The 16,200-nt window shown below is 42.2% G+C and carries 14 protein-coding genes; 3 read left to right on the top strand and 11 right to left on the bottom strand.

The window, feature by feature from the left end:
* The first annotated feature begins 11 nt into the window (after positions 1–11).
* Together MSI_RS00455 and MSI_RS00460 are read left to right on the top strand one after the other, a co-directional pair.
* Positions 12–2,102 (top strand): tRNA uridine-5-carboxymethylaminomethyl(34) synthesis enzyme MnmG, encoded by a 2,091-nt coding sequence (locus tag MSI_RS00455; RefSeq protein WP_009102493.1) that lies wholly within the window; start codon positions 12–14, stop codon positions 2,100–2,102.
* 100 nt (positions 2,103–2,202) lie between these two features.
* Positions 2,203–2,766 carry an anti-sigma factor antagonist gene (locus MSI_RS00460; protein WP_009102495.1) on the top strand — a complete coding sequence of 188 codons (564 nt, stop codon included), beginning with the start codon at positions 2,203–2,205 and terminating at the stop codon, positions 2,764–2,766.
* Here MSI_RS00460 and MSI_RS00465 read toward each other — a convergent pair.
* The 9 genes from MSI_RS00465 to MSI_RS00505 form a co-directional block, all read right to left on the bottom strand.
* On the bottom strand, positions 2,726–3,778 hold the full coding sequence (locus MSI_RS00465) for a Gfo/Idh/MocA family protein (protein WP_009102498.1): 1,053 nt from the start codon (positions 3,776–3,778) through the stop codon (positions 2,726–2,728). The genes MSI_RS00460 and MSI_RS00465 overlap by 41 nt on opposite strands.
* On the bottom strand, positions 3,775–4,557 hold the full coding sequence (locus MSI_RS00470; protein WP_009102502.1) for a class I SAM-dependent methyltransferase: 783 nt from the start codon (positions 4,555–4,557) through the stop codon (positions 3,775–3,777). Before MSI_RS00470 ends, MSI_RS00465 begins: the two co-directional genes overlap by 4 nt.
* A gap of 26 nt (positions 4,558–4,583) precedes the next feature.
* Positions 4,584–5,612: an adenosine deaminase gene (gene add, locus MSI_RS00475; protein ID WP_009102505.1), complete on the bottom strand. Its 1,029-nt coding sequence runs from the start codon at positions 5,610–5,612 to the stop codon at positions 4,584–4,586.
* Positions 5,613–5,670: 58 nt separating this feature from the next.
* A complete protein-coding gene (gene pepF, locus MSI_RS00480; protein ID WP_009102507.1) occupies positions 5,671–7,473 on the bottom strand; it encodes an oligoendopeptidase F in 1,803 nt (600 codons plus the stop codon).
* 69 nt (positions 7,474–7,542) lie between these two features.
* The gene (locus tag MSI_RS00485) at positions 7,543–8,355 is read right to left on the bottom strand and encodes an ABC transporter permease (protein ID WP_009102509.1); all 813 of its coding nucleotides are present in this window, start codon (positions 8,353–8,355) and stop codon (positions 7,543–7,545) included.
* Positions 8,342–9,253, bottom strand: coding sequence for an ABC transporter permease (locus MSI_RS00490; protein WP_009102511.1), 912 nt, complete (start codon positions 9,251–9,253; stop codon positions 8,342–8,344). The genes MSI_RS00485 and MSI_RS00490 overlap by 14 nt, the downstream gene beginning before the upstream one ends.
* The gene (locus tag MSI_RS00495; RefSeq protein ID WP_009102513.1) at positions 9,250–10,665 is read right to left on the bottom strand and encodes an ATP-binding cassette domain-containing protein; all 1,416 of its coding nucleotides are present in this window, start codon (positions 10,663–10,665) and stop codon (positions 9,250–9,252) included. The genes MSI_RS00490 and MSI_RS00495 overlap by 4 nt, the downstream gene beginning before the upstream one ends.
* A complete protein-coding gene (locus MSI_RS00500; RefSeq protein ID WP_009102521.1) occupies positions 10,665–11,666 on the bottom strand; it encodes a BMP family ABC transporter substrate-binding protein in 1,002 nt (333 codons plus the stop codon). Before MSI_RS00500 ends, MSI_RS00495 begins: the two co-directional genes overlap by 1 nt.
* A 37-nt stretch (positions 11,667–11,703) precedes the next feature.
* Positions 11,704–12,141: a MarR family winged helix-turn-helix transcriptional regulator gene (locus MSI_RS00505; RefSeq protein WP_009102525.1), complete on the bottom strand. Its 438-nt coding sequence runs from the start codon at positions 12,139–12,141 to the stop codon at positions 11,704–11,706.
* A 68-nt stretch (positions 12,142–12,209) separates the two neighbouring features.
* Between MSI_RS00505 and MSI_RS00510 the strand changes: the two genes are divergently transcribed.
* Positions 12,210–13,001 carry a hypothetical protein gene (locus tag MSI_RS00510; protein WP_009102527.1) on the top strand — a complete coding sequence of 264 codons (792 nt, stop codon included), beginning with the start codon at positions 12,210–12,212 and terminating at the stop codon, positions 12,999–13,001.
* Positions 13,002–13,179: 178 nt separating this feature from the next.
* Here the strand turns inward: MSI_RS00510 and MSI_RS00515 are convergent, their stop codons facing one another.
* Complete coding sequence (locus MSI_RS00515; protein ID WP_009102529.1) at positions 13,180–13,842, bottom strand: circadian clock protein KaiC; 663 nt, start codon at positions 13,840–13,842, stop codon at positions 13,180–13,182.
* Between the two features lie 156 nt (positions 13,843–13,998).
* Positions 13,999–16,095, bottom strand: coding sequence for an elongation factor G (gene fusA, locus MSI_RS00520; RefSeq protein WP_009102531.1), 2,097 nt, complete (start codon positions 16,093–16,095; stop codon positions 13,999–14,001).
* Between the last annotated feature and the right edge of the window lie 105 nt (positions 16,096–16,200).

Raw genomic sequence — 16,200 nt, forward strand, 5'->3', positions numbered from 1 at the left:
ATCATAAGACTATGTCTGGTTTTTATGATTTTTATGATGTTGCCGTTGTAGGTGCCGGTCATGCCGGAACAGAAGCGGCTCTTGCCTGTGCCCGAATGGGACTCAAAACTGTTTTAATCACTCAAACTCCCGATGCCATTGCGCGAATGAGCTGTAATCCATCGATTGGTGGAATTGCCAAGGGAAATATTGTCCGCGAAATTGATGCTCTTGGCGGAGAAATGGCAAAACTTATTGATAAAACAATGATTCAGTTCCGTATGCTCAATAAAAGCCGCGGTCCTGCAGTTCAGGCACCTCGTTCTCAGGCAGATAAAATTGCCTATTCACAGCTGGCCAGACAAACAGTTGAACAGACAGAAAATCTCTACACTCTGATGGATGTAGTAATTGATATCCTTACTACATCTTCCGAAACTCCACTTCCACCTGACAGCGACAGCGCCGCAGAAAAGGGAACAATTCCAGGCGAAAAGCGCAGCGCCTTTGGAAGCAATATTGAAAACGAAAACTACACTACAGAAGCTGCCCGCAGCGGAATGCGTCAGAAGGTAACCGGCGTCGTTACGGAACGCGGCCGCATTATTCCTGTCCGCGCCGTAGTTTTGACAACAGGAACCTTCCTGGGTGGACGTATTTTTATCGGTGAATATGATGCTCCTTGTGGACGAGTAGGGGAACCTGCCGCTTACGGTCTTACCGCAAGTCTTACCCGCCTTGGCTTTACAACCGGCCGTCTTAAGACAGGAACTCCGCCGCGAATCCTCCGTAAGTCTATTGATTTTTCTAAACTTGAATATCAGGAAGGCGACGAAGAAGTTGTACCTTTCTCTTTTGATACAGAAAAAGTTGAACGTCCAATGCAGCCTTGCTACGTTGCTTATACAAACGAAAAAACTCACGAAATTATCCGTGCCAACATTGGCCGCTCTCCTTTGTACTCGGGAAAAATCAGCGGAATTGGTCCCCGTTACTGCCCTTCAATCGAAGATAAGGTTATGCGTTTTGCAGACCGCGACCGCCATCAGATTTTTGTTGAGCCGGAAGGTCTTTCTACAGAAGAAATGTATCTGAACGGTCTTTCATCTTCTTTACCAGAGTGCGTTCAGGATGCATTCCTCCACACAATGCAGGGCTTTGAGCATGCAGTTCAGAGCCGTCCTGGTTATGCCGTTGAATACGACTATGTTGAACCTACCCAGCTTTTTGCCTCACTTGAAACAAAACGTGTTGCAGGTCTTTTTGATGCCGGACAGATTAACGGAACTTCCGGTTACGAAGAAGCAGCCGGACAGGGGTTAGTTGCCGGAATCAATGCTGGACTTTATGCCCGCTCTCACAAGGAAGTATGCGGTCCTCTTGGAAAACTCCCGGAAAGCATGAATGGCGTTCCTTCCAGCATGGAGGCCGGAGCCTTTATGCCAAAGAACAATATGTCTGCCCAGGAACTCCGCGAGTTTGCAAAAATCAGCGAGAGGGAAACAAAGGAACTCAACGAATATATCTCTGGCGTCCAGAAAGACGCCGGATTTGACGCTTTTAAAAAGATTCCTGAATACGAGCCGGTAATTATCGGTCGTGATGAAGGTTACATCGGTGTTTTAATTGATGACCTTGTAACTCTTGGAACAAAAGAGCCTTACCGCATGTTCACAGCCCGTGCTGAATACCGCCTTAAACTCCGACACGATACTGCAGACCGTCGTCTTGCAAAATATGCCCTTCGTGCCGGACTCAAAAGTCAGGCTCAGTATGATAAGGTTGAAGCAAAGTACGCCAAACTTGCAGAAATCGAAGCCCTTCTTCTTAAAAAGCCTGATATGGAAAACCCAGGTTACAGCGAAGAAGAGTGGGAAAGCGCAAAAATTGAAGCTAAATATAAATACTACATCGAAAAGCAGGATAAGCGCGTAGAAAAACTTCATAAAATGGAAAACTGCCGCATCCCTGAAGATTTTGATTACGGTTCAATTCCATCCCTGTCTGCCGAAAGCCGCAATAAGCTGGAAAAAATCCGTCCTATGACTTTAGGCCAGGCAAACCGTATCAGCGGAATCCGTAACAGCGATATTATGCTGCTGATGGTGTATTTAAAGCGATAAGCAGTAGTTAAAACGTTAAAACTTAAAAATTTTTCCTTGAATTCCTTTTATTTTTGAGTGTAAAATATTAGATAAGATAAAAGGGAGAATTTATTAAGAAATGACTAAGAATGATGCTCTGACCGATTTGCGCCTCGACACCATAAAAGCCAGTCCTGTGGTATATGATAATGTAAAGGATGCCTGCTTTGTTACTATCGAAGGTGTTATAGATACCTACAATTCTTCAGATTTTAAGGAAAAATTACTGGAACTTTTTAATGCTGGTTTTCAGAGATTCATTCTGGATTGTGCTGGTGTAAAATACGTTTCATCAACTGGTGTGGGTTGTCTTATTGCCGCACTAAAAGAACTTCGCGCAATCGGCGGAGACCTTGTTCTTTATAAGATTCCGGATGAAGTTTATCAGGTTATTCAGATTCTGGGATTTGCAAAAATCATCAAGAAATTTGAATCAAAAAAAGAGATAGACGAATACTTCGGCGTAAAAAAGGAAGAGCCCTTTACTTTTCCTGCAATTGCAAATTGTCCTGCCTGCCAGAAAAAACTTAAGGTTATGCATGCCGGCCGTTACCGTTGCAGCGAATGTAAAAACATCTTTACAGTTCAGGCAAACGGCGATGTTATTCTGCAAGTTGCCGCTTTATCTCCTGCAAAACAGTAAGAGTATTCATTCCTGTCTGCAGATTAGATTTCAGTTCCGACTTTCCGTCCAGAAAATCCACGGCATTTTGAATCATATTTGAAAAATAGCGGGTCTTTTTAGGACGGCGGATTTTTTTATCACTTTCAAGAGAATAAAATCCCGTGTAGAGCTTTGACTGCTGGCGGTGAGTAAAGTCAAAAATGCCGTTTCCAATTTTTATGCGGCCTTCCGTTCCTATAATATCAACTTCAAAACCAAAATAACGGCTGCGTCCGCTTATACTTACATTTACATCCGGACACTTATCGCTTTCAAAGTGCGCAGTTACGTTACGCACTACGTCAGGCTTTTCTTCGTCCCTGGTGATATTTGTAATCACCATTTTTTTCAGCACTTCTTTTTCGCCGGAATCTTTTTCTAGAAGAAACATGACGATATCGACAAGATGGGTTCCGTCGTGAAGCAGACTGTAGGCCCCGGTAGCTTCCTCTTCCTTTGTGTAGACCCGGAGCCCGGAATCAAGGCGGGCATTAACGCACATGACCTTACCCAGCATTCCGCTGTCTATATAGGCTTTTGCAATCTTATAGTCTTCCGAAAAGCGGCGTTCGTGGTTCACTAAAACAGGAACTCCGTATTTCTCTGCTGCCTGAGTGATTTTATCTCCGTCAGCAGTATTAAGCGCCACAGGTTTTTCTAAAATTATAAGCCGGGGCTGGGCAGCAATAGCCTGCAGGGCCGTATCCAGGTGCGAGTCTTCGTTTACGGCAATTACAATAATGTCGTATTTCTGCGCCTTCAAAAACTGCTCTGCGCTGCTGTAAGTTTTTACATCGCGGTTAAAGCGGCTTACATAACGTTTCCACTGATTAAGGCTGTCTTCAAAAGTATCGCAGCCGGCGACAAGCTTTATGGCTTTGTTTTCCAGAAGCGCCATAGTGTGGCTGGCAGGCTTTTCTCTTTTTTTGTCAAAGCCCAGACTAAAGCCTATGCGTCCCGTTCCGATAATCGCTGCCGTGTATTTTTTCATTTTGTTACCTTCAGAATATCAACAGTGTGGCTTCCCGCACCAACTAAATCCTGTCTTTCGCAGATTGCCAGCTGAAAGTCGCAGAAGGCTTTGAACTCTTCTTCGCTCATTTCGTTGAGTTCCCGGCGCATAAAATCTGCTGCTCCGTCCGCAGAGATAATTTTTATGCGTTGGAGTCCTGCCTTTTCATTCAAACGGTCAATGTCAGAAATGCGGACGTAGTCATAAAGGTCGTCTTCGCTAGCCTTGATGTGAAAGTCAGGAGTAAGTCCTCCTTTTTCTGCAACTTCCGCCCATTTATGCTCCTTAAAACAGTAGGAAATAACGCTGTATTCGTTCATTACGTAGGCTACTAGAATTATTCCCCCGTTTTTTGTGACGCGGCGGGCTTCTTCCAGTGCCTTAAGTTTATTTTCATCGCCGTGAAGGTGGTACATGGGACCAAAAAGAAGGGTTACGTCAAAGCTGTCGCTGTCAAGAAAATGCAGGTCGCGGGCGTCTCCCTGCCAGGTTTTTACGTTTTCGTGTTTTGCGCGAAGTATTTCAAGATTGTGCTTTACAAGTTCTACTGCGGTAACGTCGTAACCTTCCCGGCTAAGGGCAACCGAATAACGGCCGGTGCCCGCTCCAATGTCCAGAATTTTTGTCTGAGGACCAGCGGTCATTTCAATCGCCTGGGCAATATACTTCATTGAGGTCTTAAATTCCACAAGCCCGTGCCGGGTTTCCAGCCGGTGCTCTTCGTGAAATTTATTATAATACTGTTCGAGTTTTGTCATTTTGATTGAGGGCCTAGGCTCTTTTCCTATTTTTCAGGGCAGTTCTTCCAGGCTTCATTTACCTTTGCAAGTAAGGCCTTCTTATCAGAATCCTGCATGAAAGAAGCTGTAAAGCTATATTCTACAAGCGTTTTAATGTCTTCCATGCTCATCTTCAAATCTTTATGGCAGATATAGAATTCATCAAGAAGGGTAGTCTTAAAGAAAACAGGATCATCAGTGTTGATTGTAACAATAATTCCGCGCTTAAAGTAATCAGCAACCGGATGTTCGCTTGCCTTTGTGATTACTTTTTTAGTGAAGGTGTTACTTGTAATACAGATTTCAACCGGAAGCTTTGTCGTAGAAAGCTCTTCCATCAGTTTTTCGTCCTGCATTGCAGTTAAACCGTGACCGATTCTTTCTGAATGAAGGTAGTTTATTGCATCCCAGATAGATTCTGGGCCAACATCCTCGCCTGCATGGGCAACTGCACGGAAGCCGTCTTTGTGTGCCTGTGTGAATACCGGTTCAAATTCCTTTGCAGGACCCTTTGCCTCAGCTCCACCAAGACCAATTCCAATAATATCTTCACATGGACAAGATTTCAGAATGTTGTAATTGTTCATGGCATTTTCGCAGCCAAAGGTTCGGCTAACGTCCATGAGCATTTTGATGATGATACCGCGTTTTTCACGGATTCTTGAGATTTTCTTATGGAAGATTTCTACCATGTCTTCGTATTTAAAGCCCATTTTGAGGAAGGCAGACGGAGCAAAGAAAACTTCTGCATAAACGATTCCGTTTTTTACAAGATATTTTTCCAGCTCATCAAAAACAAGATTGAAATCTTTTACGCTTGAGTAAAAGCCCTGAATTTTCAAAAAGGACTGGATGAAACCGTTCAAATCATTGTAGCTGAACAAGGCTTTCTGTTCATCGGCAGGCATTTCCTTTCCAAATTTATTTTTGTAGAGTTTTTTTACGCCCGCAAGTGAAATAACTGCTTCCAGATGAAGATGAAGCTCAGCCTTTGGTACGCTCTGCAAGAATGATTTAAAATCCGCTTTTTTCATCACAACCCTCTTTTAAATAGAAAATCCTTATTTTATTATCGGCAGAATTTAATAAATTCTACAATAGATTTTTCAGCTGGTCTACAATTTTCTTAAACTCGTCGCAGGCAGCCTGAACCGGTTCTGTCTTTTCCATATCAACGCCGGCAATTTTAAGGCTTTCAATAGGGTAGCGTGAACCGCCGCTCTTGAGGAACTTAAAGTAATCTTCGCGTTCTGCATCTCCACCATTTGTTACGCGGTGGGCAAGAGCCAGGGCAGCGCTGATTCCTGTCGCATATTTGTAAACGTAGAAGGCCGAGTAGAAGTGAGGTATGCGAAGACCTTCCATATCAGAATTGCTTTCAAAGTGCATTTCAGGGCCAAAGTAAAGCTCAAGAAGCTCGCGGTAAGTTTTACGCAGGTTTTCAGCAGTGAGCGGAGTTCCCGATTCAACCATCTGATGTGTCTTATACTCAAATTCAGCAAACATTGTCTGGCGGTGAAGGGTTGCAAGAATATCATCAGCCCGCATTGCAAGAAGATATTTTTTCATATCATCGCTTTCGGCATTTTTCAAAAGATATTCAAAAACAAGCTCTTCGTTGAAGGTCGAGGCAACTTCAGCTTCAAAAATTGTGTATTCGTAGCACATAAAAGGATTGTTGTGAACCGAATACCAGCTGTGCATACTGTGTCCGCCCTCGTGAGCAACGGTGAACAAATCACGGATATTATCTTCTTTATAATTCAAAAGGATGAATGGATCTCCGATATAGCAGCCGGAAGAGAAGGCCCCGCTTCTTTTACCAATGTTTTCGTAGCGGTCAGCCCAGCCATTCAAAAGTCCGTCGCAGAGGCGGTCTGTATATTCCTTTCCAAGAGGAGCCAGAGCCTGTCGGCAGATTTCAACAGCCTTTTCATAAGGTGTGTGAGTTTTTACCGATTTTACAAGCGGAACATAAACGTCGTAGTGGCGGAGTTCCGAAACTCCCAGGGCCTTTTTGCGAAGGCTGTAATATTCATGCAGAGCCGGAAGGTTCTTGTGAATGCAGTCAATCAGATTTGTGTAAACTGATTCCGGTACCTTGTTTCCGTAAAGTGCTGAATCAAGGCTTGATTTATAGCCGCGCGCACGGGAATAGAAAACATCCTGATTTACAGAGCCTGCATAAAGGGATGCAATTGTGTTCTGATTTTCTTCAAACTTCTTGTAATACTGTTTGTAAGCAGCTTCGCGAACAGAGCGGTCATGGTCGTGCATAAAAACAGAGAAGGTTGATTCTGTAAGCTGTTTTTCACCTTCAGACGTTTTTACAGAACCAAAGGTTTTGTTCATATCAACGTTGGTAAGGAAGCTGAAGGCAGTTTCTGCAGTCTGTGCCGACTGACTCTGCAAAGAAATGATTCTCTCTTCTTTTTCACTCAAAATATATTTTTTGAAGTGGAGAGATTTTTCAACAAAGATTTTGTAATCAGCAAATTCCGGTTTTTCAATCCATTCGCGCAAAAGTTTTTCATCAATTGCCTGAAGTTCAGGATCAAAAAAACTGATTTCTGTGGAATAATCAGTATAGGCCATTGTTGCGCGGCCGTAGCGTTCTGTTGCAGCTGAATCATCTTCATCAGCTTCATGATTAAGGGAAGCGTAGTGGTAAACGGTTTCCATTTTTATGTCAGCCGCTTCAAGGGCTTTAAGGGCGCCTAAAAAAGTTTCAGCAGACTGACCTAGCTTTCCCTTGTATTCAAGTACTTTTTTAGTCAAAGAAGGAAGTTCTTTAAGAGCAGCTTCCCATTCATCATCAGATTTAAATATTGAAGACAGGTTCCATTTGTCGCTTGCAGGAACGTCTTTTCGTGCAGGAATTGTATTTTTATTCATATACAAAGTATAAAATTTTAGCGGGTAAAAGTAAATTGTGAAATCTTCAGCCCGGGGAGGTAGGGAGAATTATTTCTTTCCAAGGCCAACTACAAGCAGAATCACCAGATATGGCAGGGCCAGCACGACCGAAGTTGGCAGAGCAGGCAGATAATTTTGAATCTGAGTTGCAAAAAAGTCGGCGGCACAGAAAATCAAAACTGAAAGGCTGATTCTGAGGGGATTTTTCTTACCAAGATAAACCGCTGCAAGAGCCATCCAGCCTCGTCCGCTGGAGATTCCCGGAACAAAAGAAGAAACTCTCATTGCAAGAAGGGCGCCTGAAAGTCCTGCAAAAAAGGCTGCAGCAGCCCAGCTGCTTATGCGGCATAATACGTAATTCACACCCTTTGCCGTAAGAACATCGGAATCAGTTCCCGTAATTCTTATGTAGAGCCCCGCCTTTGTTTTTGAAAGAAATAAAAAGGCAAGGGAAAGAACTATAAGGGTAATGACAATTGTAAGTACTTTTGTCTGAAATACCGGGAAGATAAAGTTCTGACTGGTAAGAACTCCCCGGTTATTAAAGGCAAGTACAGAAAAAAGAGAGGGCAGTGAGGCAAAAAGAAGATTGATTGCAGTTGCCCCGATAAAGGGATTTGCCCTGAGCTTTTCTATTATGATTGCAAAAATCAGAACGCAAAAAAGAGCCGAAAAAGCCGTAAGCAGGCAGCCAAGAAGGGCTGAGCCTGTAGTAACTGTAAAATAAAACATGAGAAAGGCAGAAAAACTTACAAGGCCTTCCAGAAATATTGCAAGAATTCCTGCATAGTCGCTGTAAAGGGCTCCCATGGCACATAAAAGAAGCGGGCAGGAAAAAGAAAGAATATCAATTATCAGCATCTTTTTTCTCCTTTGCCGGCATTCTTACTTTTCCTTTTAAAAATGGAATTGCCACGCAGAACATTATAAGAGCCTGGATTATAGCACCAAGGTCAAAGCCAACATTGTGATGCAGACTGAAGCTGTTTGTAAAAGCCGTAACCCAGCCTAAAAAGAGGCTTGAAAGAATTACAAAAAGCGGATTTGAGGCTCCCAGCATTGCCGCAGAAAGTCCTGTCCAGCCGATTCCTGTGTAAAAGCCTGAATGGCAGGTGTAATAACTTCCCGTAACGATAAAAGCACCGCAAAGTCCGTGAAGAGCCCCGCTTGTAAGTGCGCTTGTAAAAGTAATTGTCTTTTCGCTGAAGCCTGAATAAAGGGCAAACTCCCGGCTTATTCCAAAAATACAGAGTTTTTGTCCCACTTGAGTTCTGAATAAAAAATAAGCGCCCAGCAGGCAGATTATAAGGGCTGCAATAAAACTTAAGTTCAGGGAAGAGGGAGGAAGCAGTCTTGCAAGTCTGAAGGATTTTTCAATAAAGGGAGTTGCAAGCAGGTTTCCAGTGTTTCCACGGAAAGGGCCTGCAATCAGCCCGTTAATCAGAGGTATTACTGCAGAAGAAATTATAAAGCTTGTAAGTAAAAAGCTTGCAGAGCGGTACTTTCGTAAAAGAGCAGAAAGAAAGCAGAGCAGGGCTGAAGTAAAGCTGCCTGCAAGAAGGGCGAGTGGAAGGGCAAGTGCTGCTGGCTGCCCGCTCATTTTTGCAAGAAGTACTGCTGTAACAAAGCCGCCGGCGTAAATCTGTCCCTCTCCGCCAAGGTTAAATTCTCCGCATCTCATGGAAATTGCGGCGCCGGTTCCTGCAACCATATAGAAAGAGGCAAAGTTCAGTATGTTTCCAAGCTCGTAAGAAGTCACGCTTCTGCCTCCCTTAAATTCTTTTTCCCAAGTCTGTATATTTTATCACAAAGCTCCTGAGGAAACTCAGAAGAAGAAAGAACAAGCACAATTTTTCCCTGGTCAGCAATTGTCCGGATTCGGTCGCAGAGTTTTTTACTGCTTATGCTGTCCAGCCCCTGAACAGGTTCACACAAAATCAAAATGTCAGGATTTTTCCCGATTTCACGCTCAAGAATAAGGCGCTGCAGCATTCCGCCGGAAAGACATTCTGCCTTTTCATTCAGACTTATATTTACGTCTGCTTTTTTTATAAGGGAAAGAGCCTGCTGTCTTTTATCCTCAATGCTTGTTTTTCTACCATCAAAAGAACTCAAAAGCTGAAAAATTGTAAGATTAGGATTTGAAGCACGGAAGGTCTTATTAGAAGGAATTATTCCAAAGATAAATGGAGATTTTTCCAGCAGCCGTCGTGTAAAGTTTCCGTTCTTAATAGTAAAAGAAAATTCTTTTTCTCCTGTCTTTATTTCAAACTTTCCGCTTTGTTTTGCACTGCTCATTCCGCAGATTGCGTCCTCAAGACTTTCCCGTCCGTCCTCCGCTTGTCCCAGTATAAGGGTGATTTGACCGCCCCTTGCTGTAAAAGAAAAGTCTCGTATAGCAGGCTTGTCGAAAGGAAGAGAAGTAAGATGATGGAAAGAAAGGGTAAAATCCTCTTCCGCGGGCCTTTCGCTTTTGTTACAAATATCCGCTACGCCTTCGGCTCCGCTCGCCCCCTTCCTCACGAAAAAATCAGGCTTTGGATCGCTTACAAGGCCTTCTTCCAGGTAGGTTACTGTGTCTCCGTATTTTTCAGCCTCATCCATAAAGTGAGTAATCACAATAATGTTCATGCCGTCAGCTGCAAAAACCTTCAGTTTTTCAAATAAAAAATCCCGCTGTTCAGCATCCAGAAGGGCGCTTGGTTCATCAAGAATTAAAATTTCAGGATTTTTAAGAAGCGCGCCAATAAGCGAAGTAAAAAATCTCATGTCTCCGCTGCAGTTTTTTACAAGAGTCCGTCCTGAAACTCCCGGCAGCCAGACTTTTAGCAGGGCCTTAGCCTTTTCTTTATCAAATTTTGCGGCTCCCAGCATCAGGTTTTCCATAATGGTAATGCCGTCCGCAAGCAGAGGCCGCTGGTGAACGCAGACGATCCCCTGTTTTATTGCATCAGCAGGCGATTTTATTTCAGCGTCTATATTGTTTAAAAGAATTTTTCCCCCTGTAGGAAGAATATTCCCGCAGATTATTTTTATGAGGCTTGATTTACCGGCACCATTTTCTCCGATTAAAGCGTGAATCTGGCTATGGGCAAAATCCGCGCTTAATCCTCTTAGTACCGTTTTTTTTGGATATTTTAGAACTATATTTTGAACCGAAAGATTTAGCATCAGAGCTTAATTTCAAGTTCTCCCGAAGTAATTTTTTCTACAAGAGTATCCATCTGTTCCCGGATTTTTGCCGGAACATTACGCAGATAGAATGGGTCGTCGTTTACAAACTGAATATAGCCTTCTTTCATGCCCACAGTCTGAGCGCTTCCCCATGGAGTTTTTCCTTCCAGCCATTCAATAGTAACTTCCTCTGCAAGCTTTTCCTGAAGGTTTTGTGTGCTGGAAATAATTACTTCCGGCGCCTTGCTGAAACCGTTTGAATCAAACCAGGCAATTTTAATTTTGTTGTTACGTGCCGAAGAAATTACTCCCTGAGAGGCTCCACCACAAATCGGAAGAACCACATCAACTCCAGTTTTGCAGACAGCGTCTGTAATTTCAGCGCCCTTAGTTGCATCGTACCAGTTTCCAACAACGCGGTAATCAACCGAAGTTCCGGCTACTGCATCCTGAGCTCCCTTTTTATAGAAAGGGAAAATGATATTGTTCATAACAGGGTAATCCTGGGCAGAAATCAGGGCAACTTTATGATTTTTTGACATAAGTCCTGCGATATAGCCTGTAACATAGCCCTGCTGAGCCTGGTCATAGCATTTTGTCATGATGTTTGGATTTCCTTCGCAAGTAGCATCCAGGAAAATGAATTTCTGATCAGGGAACTGTTCAAGAACCTGAAATGCTAAATCAGGAAGGGAAGGATTAGAAGAAATGATAACGTCGTATTTTCTTTCTGCAGCAAGGGCAGTGAGCTTCTGTGCCCATTCTGCCTGATTTGTTCCTACTTCCATAATGCTCAAAAGAGCCTTTTTGTCATCAGTTTTGTCGATATTATAATTTGTAACACCGTTAATAACGCCGTTTGCAAGTTTTTCATAAGTCGGGCTGTCTGCAATAATTCCCGGAATAAAAACGGCAATCATAGGATTTTTGATTTTTTTCTGTGCACAGCCTGTAAAAAGGACTGCAATTGTAAAAAGCGTGATAAATAATTTCTTCATAGGTCTAGAATATTGGTTTTATATCAAACTTGCAATATTAATCAGCAGAAAAGTTTTTGTTGATTTTTGCCAGCAGATATGAAAACTGATTTTTCTCCTCCTGCGAAAAACCCTGGTAAAAGTGTTCAAGAAGTTCCTTTGAAATTTCACCCGTAATTATATTATAGTTTTTACCTTTATCTGTAAGTGAAACAATCTTCATTCGACCGTCTTCTTCTGAGGAAGTTGTTTTTAAAAAGCCTTCCTTTTCAAGCTTTCTTACAAGAACTGTAGTTGTAGATTTATCTCTGTTTATGATTTTTGAAAGCTCGTTCATTTTCAGACTTTCTGTCCTGCTAAGCTGAAAAAGAATGTTTCCGTGAGAAGAGGCAAAATTTGTAAAACCGTTTTCTGATAATTTTTTCTGTAAAAAATCTGCACTTGCAGAATGAATATGAGAGAGAAGGCTTATGCTGTTGTTTACGTCAAAATCCATACCTTATTTTATCATTTATTTCATTTTTTGCTATTGTTGAAGGCACGTATAATTGATAAATTTACTTCATGTTCGGATTTTTAATTAAGAAAAACTTTTGTGACGGTTGGGATAACCTCTTAAATCTTGTAATTGTAAATGTAGTTTGCCTTTTTTTAGGCTGTACCTTTGCCTTTTTAATTTTTGGAAGCGTGAACTTTTTCTCACTTGCAACCTTTGCAATAATTCTGCTTATGACCACCGTTTTTGGAATTGTTGGTCTTGCCTACGGGCCGGTCGCCGCTGATATTGCAAATTTTAAAGGCGTTCATCTTACTGATTTTTTTAAGAATCTCCGCGGTGCTTTAAAAGACGGTGCCCTCTTCGGACTTCTCTGCGGAGGAATCGGTATTGTTTCCATTGTTGGAATGCGCTTTTATGTAATTCAGCTTCAGTCTCTTTTTGGAATTCTTCTTGCAGCAGTGCTTTTCTGGATAGATATTGTATTTATTCTTTCTTTCCAGTGGTTTATTCCACTTCATACTCTGCAGAATAATGATTTTAAGAAATGCATTAAAAAGTGCTTTTTGATTTTCTTTGATAATACCGGCTTTTCAATTGCAATGGCGCTTTATACTCTTGTAATGCTTTTGCTTTCTGTTTTTTGTGTAGGCTTTGTTCCGTCTTATGCTGGAATTATTCTTGCCCGCACAAATGCCCTTCGCCTTCGTCTTTACAAGTATGATTACTTAGAAGCGCATCCTGAATTAGAAACTCCCCGCCAGCGCAAAAGCATCCCTTGGGAAGAACTGATTTATGAAGACCGCGAAACACTGGGTCCTCATAAATTAAAAACAATCTTTTTCCCTTGGAAGAATTAGTTCTAGAAAAAAGCGTAGCGCGGATGCCTGTTTCGTGTAGTTTAGAGACGCTAGCAGACAGTTTCCCGCAAAAAAAACGCGGTAACGAATAAGGATATCCCATTCATTACCGCTTTCCTGCATCTCTCGGCGGAACGAAACAGGTATCCGCGCGAGAGCTTTTTTTTTAAACTAAGCTTTATTTACTCATGAGCATAGTCTTAGCATCAATTTTAACCTTACCTTCGCCGTTCTTCAAAACAGTAATAGCAAGATCCTTCCCTTCTGATGCAAGGTGTGCCACAGTAGTGAACAAATCAAGTTTATCAGCTGCCATAGTTTCTTTCAGAGTTGTAGCTTCTGAATCTCCGCTGAACCAGGCAGTCATTTTGTTTGATTTTACAAAGTCTGCAAAAGCCTTAAGGTCTGCTGCAGAAACTTTATCAAAATCAAGGCCGTCTACAACAAGGCCGTCAATGCTTGTTCCACCGTCTTTCAAAGATTTTACAGTGTTTACAACCTTTGGAAGGGTAAAGGTTTCCTGATTGAAGTTCAAAACAATGCGGTTCTTTACAATTTCTTCTGTAATTTCACTCATTGTGCTGAAATTCTTTTTCTTTGCAATTTCTGCAAGAACACTTGAATACCATGAAATTACGTTAGATGACTGCTGATCAAAAGAAACGTGAACCAGGCCTTTGTCATTCAAAAGAGTATCAATTCCGAACTGAACAAGAATAGAAGTTTTACCAAGACCTTTTTTTGCTGTGATTAAACCCATCTCTCCAGCCTTAAGCCCAGCATTTGTAGCTGTATCAAACAAACGAACAGGACTGTGTTCGATTAAATCTTTCTTTTCCATAATGGTTCCTCCATAGGTGTGCATCGTTAACTCTGCATGCAAATGCAGCATAATACTATTCTAAACGTCAAACGGATTAAAAGCAAATTTAAAAACAAAAAACCGCCCGATTTCCCGGACGGTTTTATCTAAGCTAAATTAGATTTTTAGTAAGACTTATTTCTTACCTGCTTCTTTTTCAGCCTTGTGTTTAGCGATAAGTTCATCAGCTACAGCGTTAGGAACTTTACCGTATTTTTCGAATTCCATTGTGAATTCACCCTTACCCTGAGTTGAAGAACGGAGGATAGTAGAGAATCCGAACATTTCTGAAAGTGGAACTTCAGCGTTTACAACAGATGTGTTGTTTTCATCAGTTGTATCAACGATTACACCACGGCGCTGGTTGATAAGACCGAACAAGTTACCCTGGAATTCAGAAGGTGCAGACATCTGTACTTTCATGATTGGTTCAAGAATAACTGGTTTTGCCTTGAGGTAACCTTCACGGAAAGCACCAATAGCAGCAATCTGGAATGCGTTATCGTTAGAGTCTACAGGGTGTGACTGACCATCATTGATTGTCATCTTAACACCTACGATAGGAGCTCCAATCAAAGAACCTTCCTTCATAGCTTTCTGGAAACCTTTATCACAAGAAGGGATGAATTCGTTAGGAATTGCACCACCCTTAATTGCGTCTACGAATTCGTAGTCTTTCTCTGAGATTGGTTCCATGAATCCGGCAACACGACCGTACTGACCAGAACCACCAGACTGTTTCTTATGTGTATAGTTGAAGTCACCAGTTGTAGTGATAGATTCGCGGTATGCTACCTGTGGAGCACCTGTTTCTACTTCACAGTTGTATTCGCGCTTCATACGCTCAACGTATACTTCAAGGTGAAGCTCACCCATACCCTTAATGATTGTTTCGTTAGATTCAGGGTCTGTGTATACACGGAATGTTGGGTCTTCTTTTGTAAAGCGGTTAAGAGCTTTAGACATCTGCATTTCAGCCTGTTTGTCCTTTGGTTTTATAGACAAAGAAATTACAGGTTCTGGAACGAACATAGAAGCCATAGAGTAGTTAACACCACCGTTTACGAAAGTATCACCAGAAGCACAGTCAACACCGAACAATGCAACGATATCACCTGCACAACCTTCGTTAATATCTTCCATCTGAGCAGAGTTCATACGAACAAGACGTCCAACCTTGAACTTCTTCTTTGTACGAGTATTGAAGAGTTCCTCACCCTTCTTAATTTTACCCTGGTAAACACGAGTATATGTAAGCTGACCATACTGACCATCATCAAGTTTGAAACCAAGTGCAACACAAGGTTTGTTATCAACTGATTCAAGTTCAACTTCAGCTTCGTTGTTGTCAAGGTCAAGAGCAACGTTGCGAACTTCGTTTGGAGCTGGCAAGTAGCGGAGAACTGCGTCCAACAATGGCTGGATACCTTTGTTTACGTGAGCAGAACCACAGAATACACCTACAAACTGTTCTGCCAAAGTACCCTTACGGATAGCAGCGATGATTTTGTCTTCTGCAACGCCTTCGTATCCATTTTCCATGATTTCTTCCATCAAAGAATCATCGAACATAGAAGCAGCATCCAAAAGCTCTTCACGATATTTGTCTGCATCTGCTTTCATAGCAGCTGGGATTTCTGCGATGCGGAGGTCTTCACCGTTAGGACCATCAAAGTAGATAGCCTTCATTCCAACGAGGTCAACAACACCTTCAAGTTTGTCTTCCAAACCGATTGGAAGTTCCATCATGTGAGCGTTAAGACCGAGTTTTTCGCGAACCTGATTACATACGCGGATTGGGTTAGCACCCTGACGGTCACACTTGTTTACAAATGCAACACGAGGTACATGATAACGTTTAAGCTGACGGTCAACTGTGATAGACTGTGACTGAACACCAGCAACGGCACACAAAATCATGATAGCGCCGTCAAGAACGCGAAGTGAGCGTTCAACTTCTACAGTAAAGTCTACGTGACCCGGTGTGTCGATAAGGTTGATTGTGTAGTCTTTCCACTGAACCTGAGTAGCAGCTGACTGGATTGTAATACCGCGTTCGCGTTCCAGTTCCATGTTATCCATTACAGCACCGACACCGTCTTTACCACGAACTTCGTGAATTGCATGAATCTTGTTACAGTAGAACAAGATACGTTCTGAAGTTGTTGTCTTTCCTGAGTCAATGTGGGCACTGATACCGATATTTCTTACTTTTGAAATATCCCAAGCCATATTGTTACCTCTTTAAAAAAAAATTCCTAAGTTTTAAAATACTGTCCTACAATAATATAGAAATTCCTTTTCTGTTTCAATATGCAAAAACTGATTTTTTGAGGC

It is taken from the genome of Treponema sp. JC4, assembly GCF_000260795.1.
In the GTDB taxonomy this organism is placed as follows: Bacteria; Spirochaetota; Spirochaetia; order Treponematales; family Treponemataceae; genus Treponema_D.

Excerpts from the sequence above, each read along its gene's own strand:
- MSI_RS00455 (WP_009102493.1), top strand. The coding sequence starts at position 12 with ATGTCTGGTTTTTATGATTTTTATGATGTTGCCGTTGTAGGTGCCGGT.
- MSI_RS00505 (WP_009102525.1), bottom strand. The coding sequence starts at position 12,141 with ATGGATTTTGACGTAAACAACAGCATAAGCCTTCTCTCTCATATTCAT.
- MSI_RS00485 (WP_009102509.1), bottom strand. The coding sequence starts at position 8,355 with ATGCTGATAATTGATATTCTTTCTTTTTCCTGCCCGCTTCTTTTATGT.
- MSI_RS00465 (WP_009102498.1), bottom strand. The coding sequence starts at position 3,778 with ATGAAAAAATACACGGCAGCGATTATCGGAACGGGACGCATAGGCTTT.
- MSI_RS00500 (WP_009102521.1), bottom strand. The coding sequence starts at position 11,666 with ATGAAGAAATTATTTATCACGCTTTTTACAATTGCAGTCCTTTTTACA.
- MSI_RS00470 (WP_009102502.1), bottom strand. The coding sequence starts at position 4,557 with ATGACAAAACTCGAACAGTATTATAATAAATTTCACGAAGAGCACCGG.
- MSI_RS00515 (WP_009102529.1), bottom strand. The coding sequence starts at position 13,842 with ATGGAAAAGAAAGATTTAATCGAACACAGTCCTGTTCGTTTGTTTGAT.
- MSI_RS00495 (WP_009102513.1), bottom strand. The coding sequence starts at position 10,665 with ATGCTAAATCTTTCGGTTCAAAATATAGTTCTAAAATATCCAAAAAAA.
- MSI_RS00510 (WP_009102527.1), top strand. The coding sequence starts at position 12,210 with ATGTTCGGATTTTTAATTAAGAAAAACTTTTGTGACGGTTGGGATAAC.
- MSI_RS00460 (WP_009102495.1), top strand. The coding sequence starts at position 2,203 with ATGACTAAGAATGATGCTCTGACCGATTTGCGCCTCGACACCATAAAA.
- fusA (WP_009102531.1), bottom strand. The coding sequence starts at position 16,095 with ATGGCTTGGGATATTTCAAAAGTAAGAAATATCGGTATCAGTGCCCAC.
- add (WP_009102505.1), bottom strand. The coding sequence starts at position 5,612 with ATGAAAAAAGCGGATTTTAAATCATTCTTGCAGAGCGTACCAAAGGCT.
- pepF (WP_009102507.1), bottom strand. The coding sequence starts at position 7,473 with ATGAATAAAAATACAATTCCTGCACGAAAAGACGTTCCTGCAAGCGAC.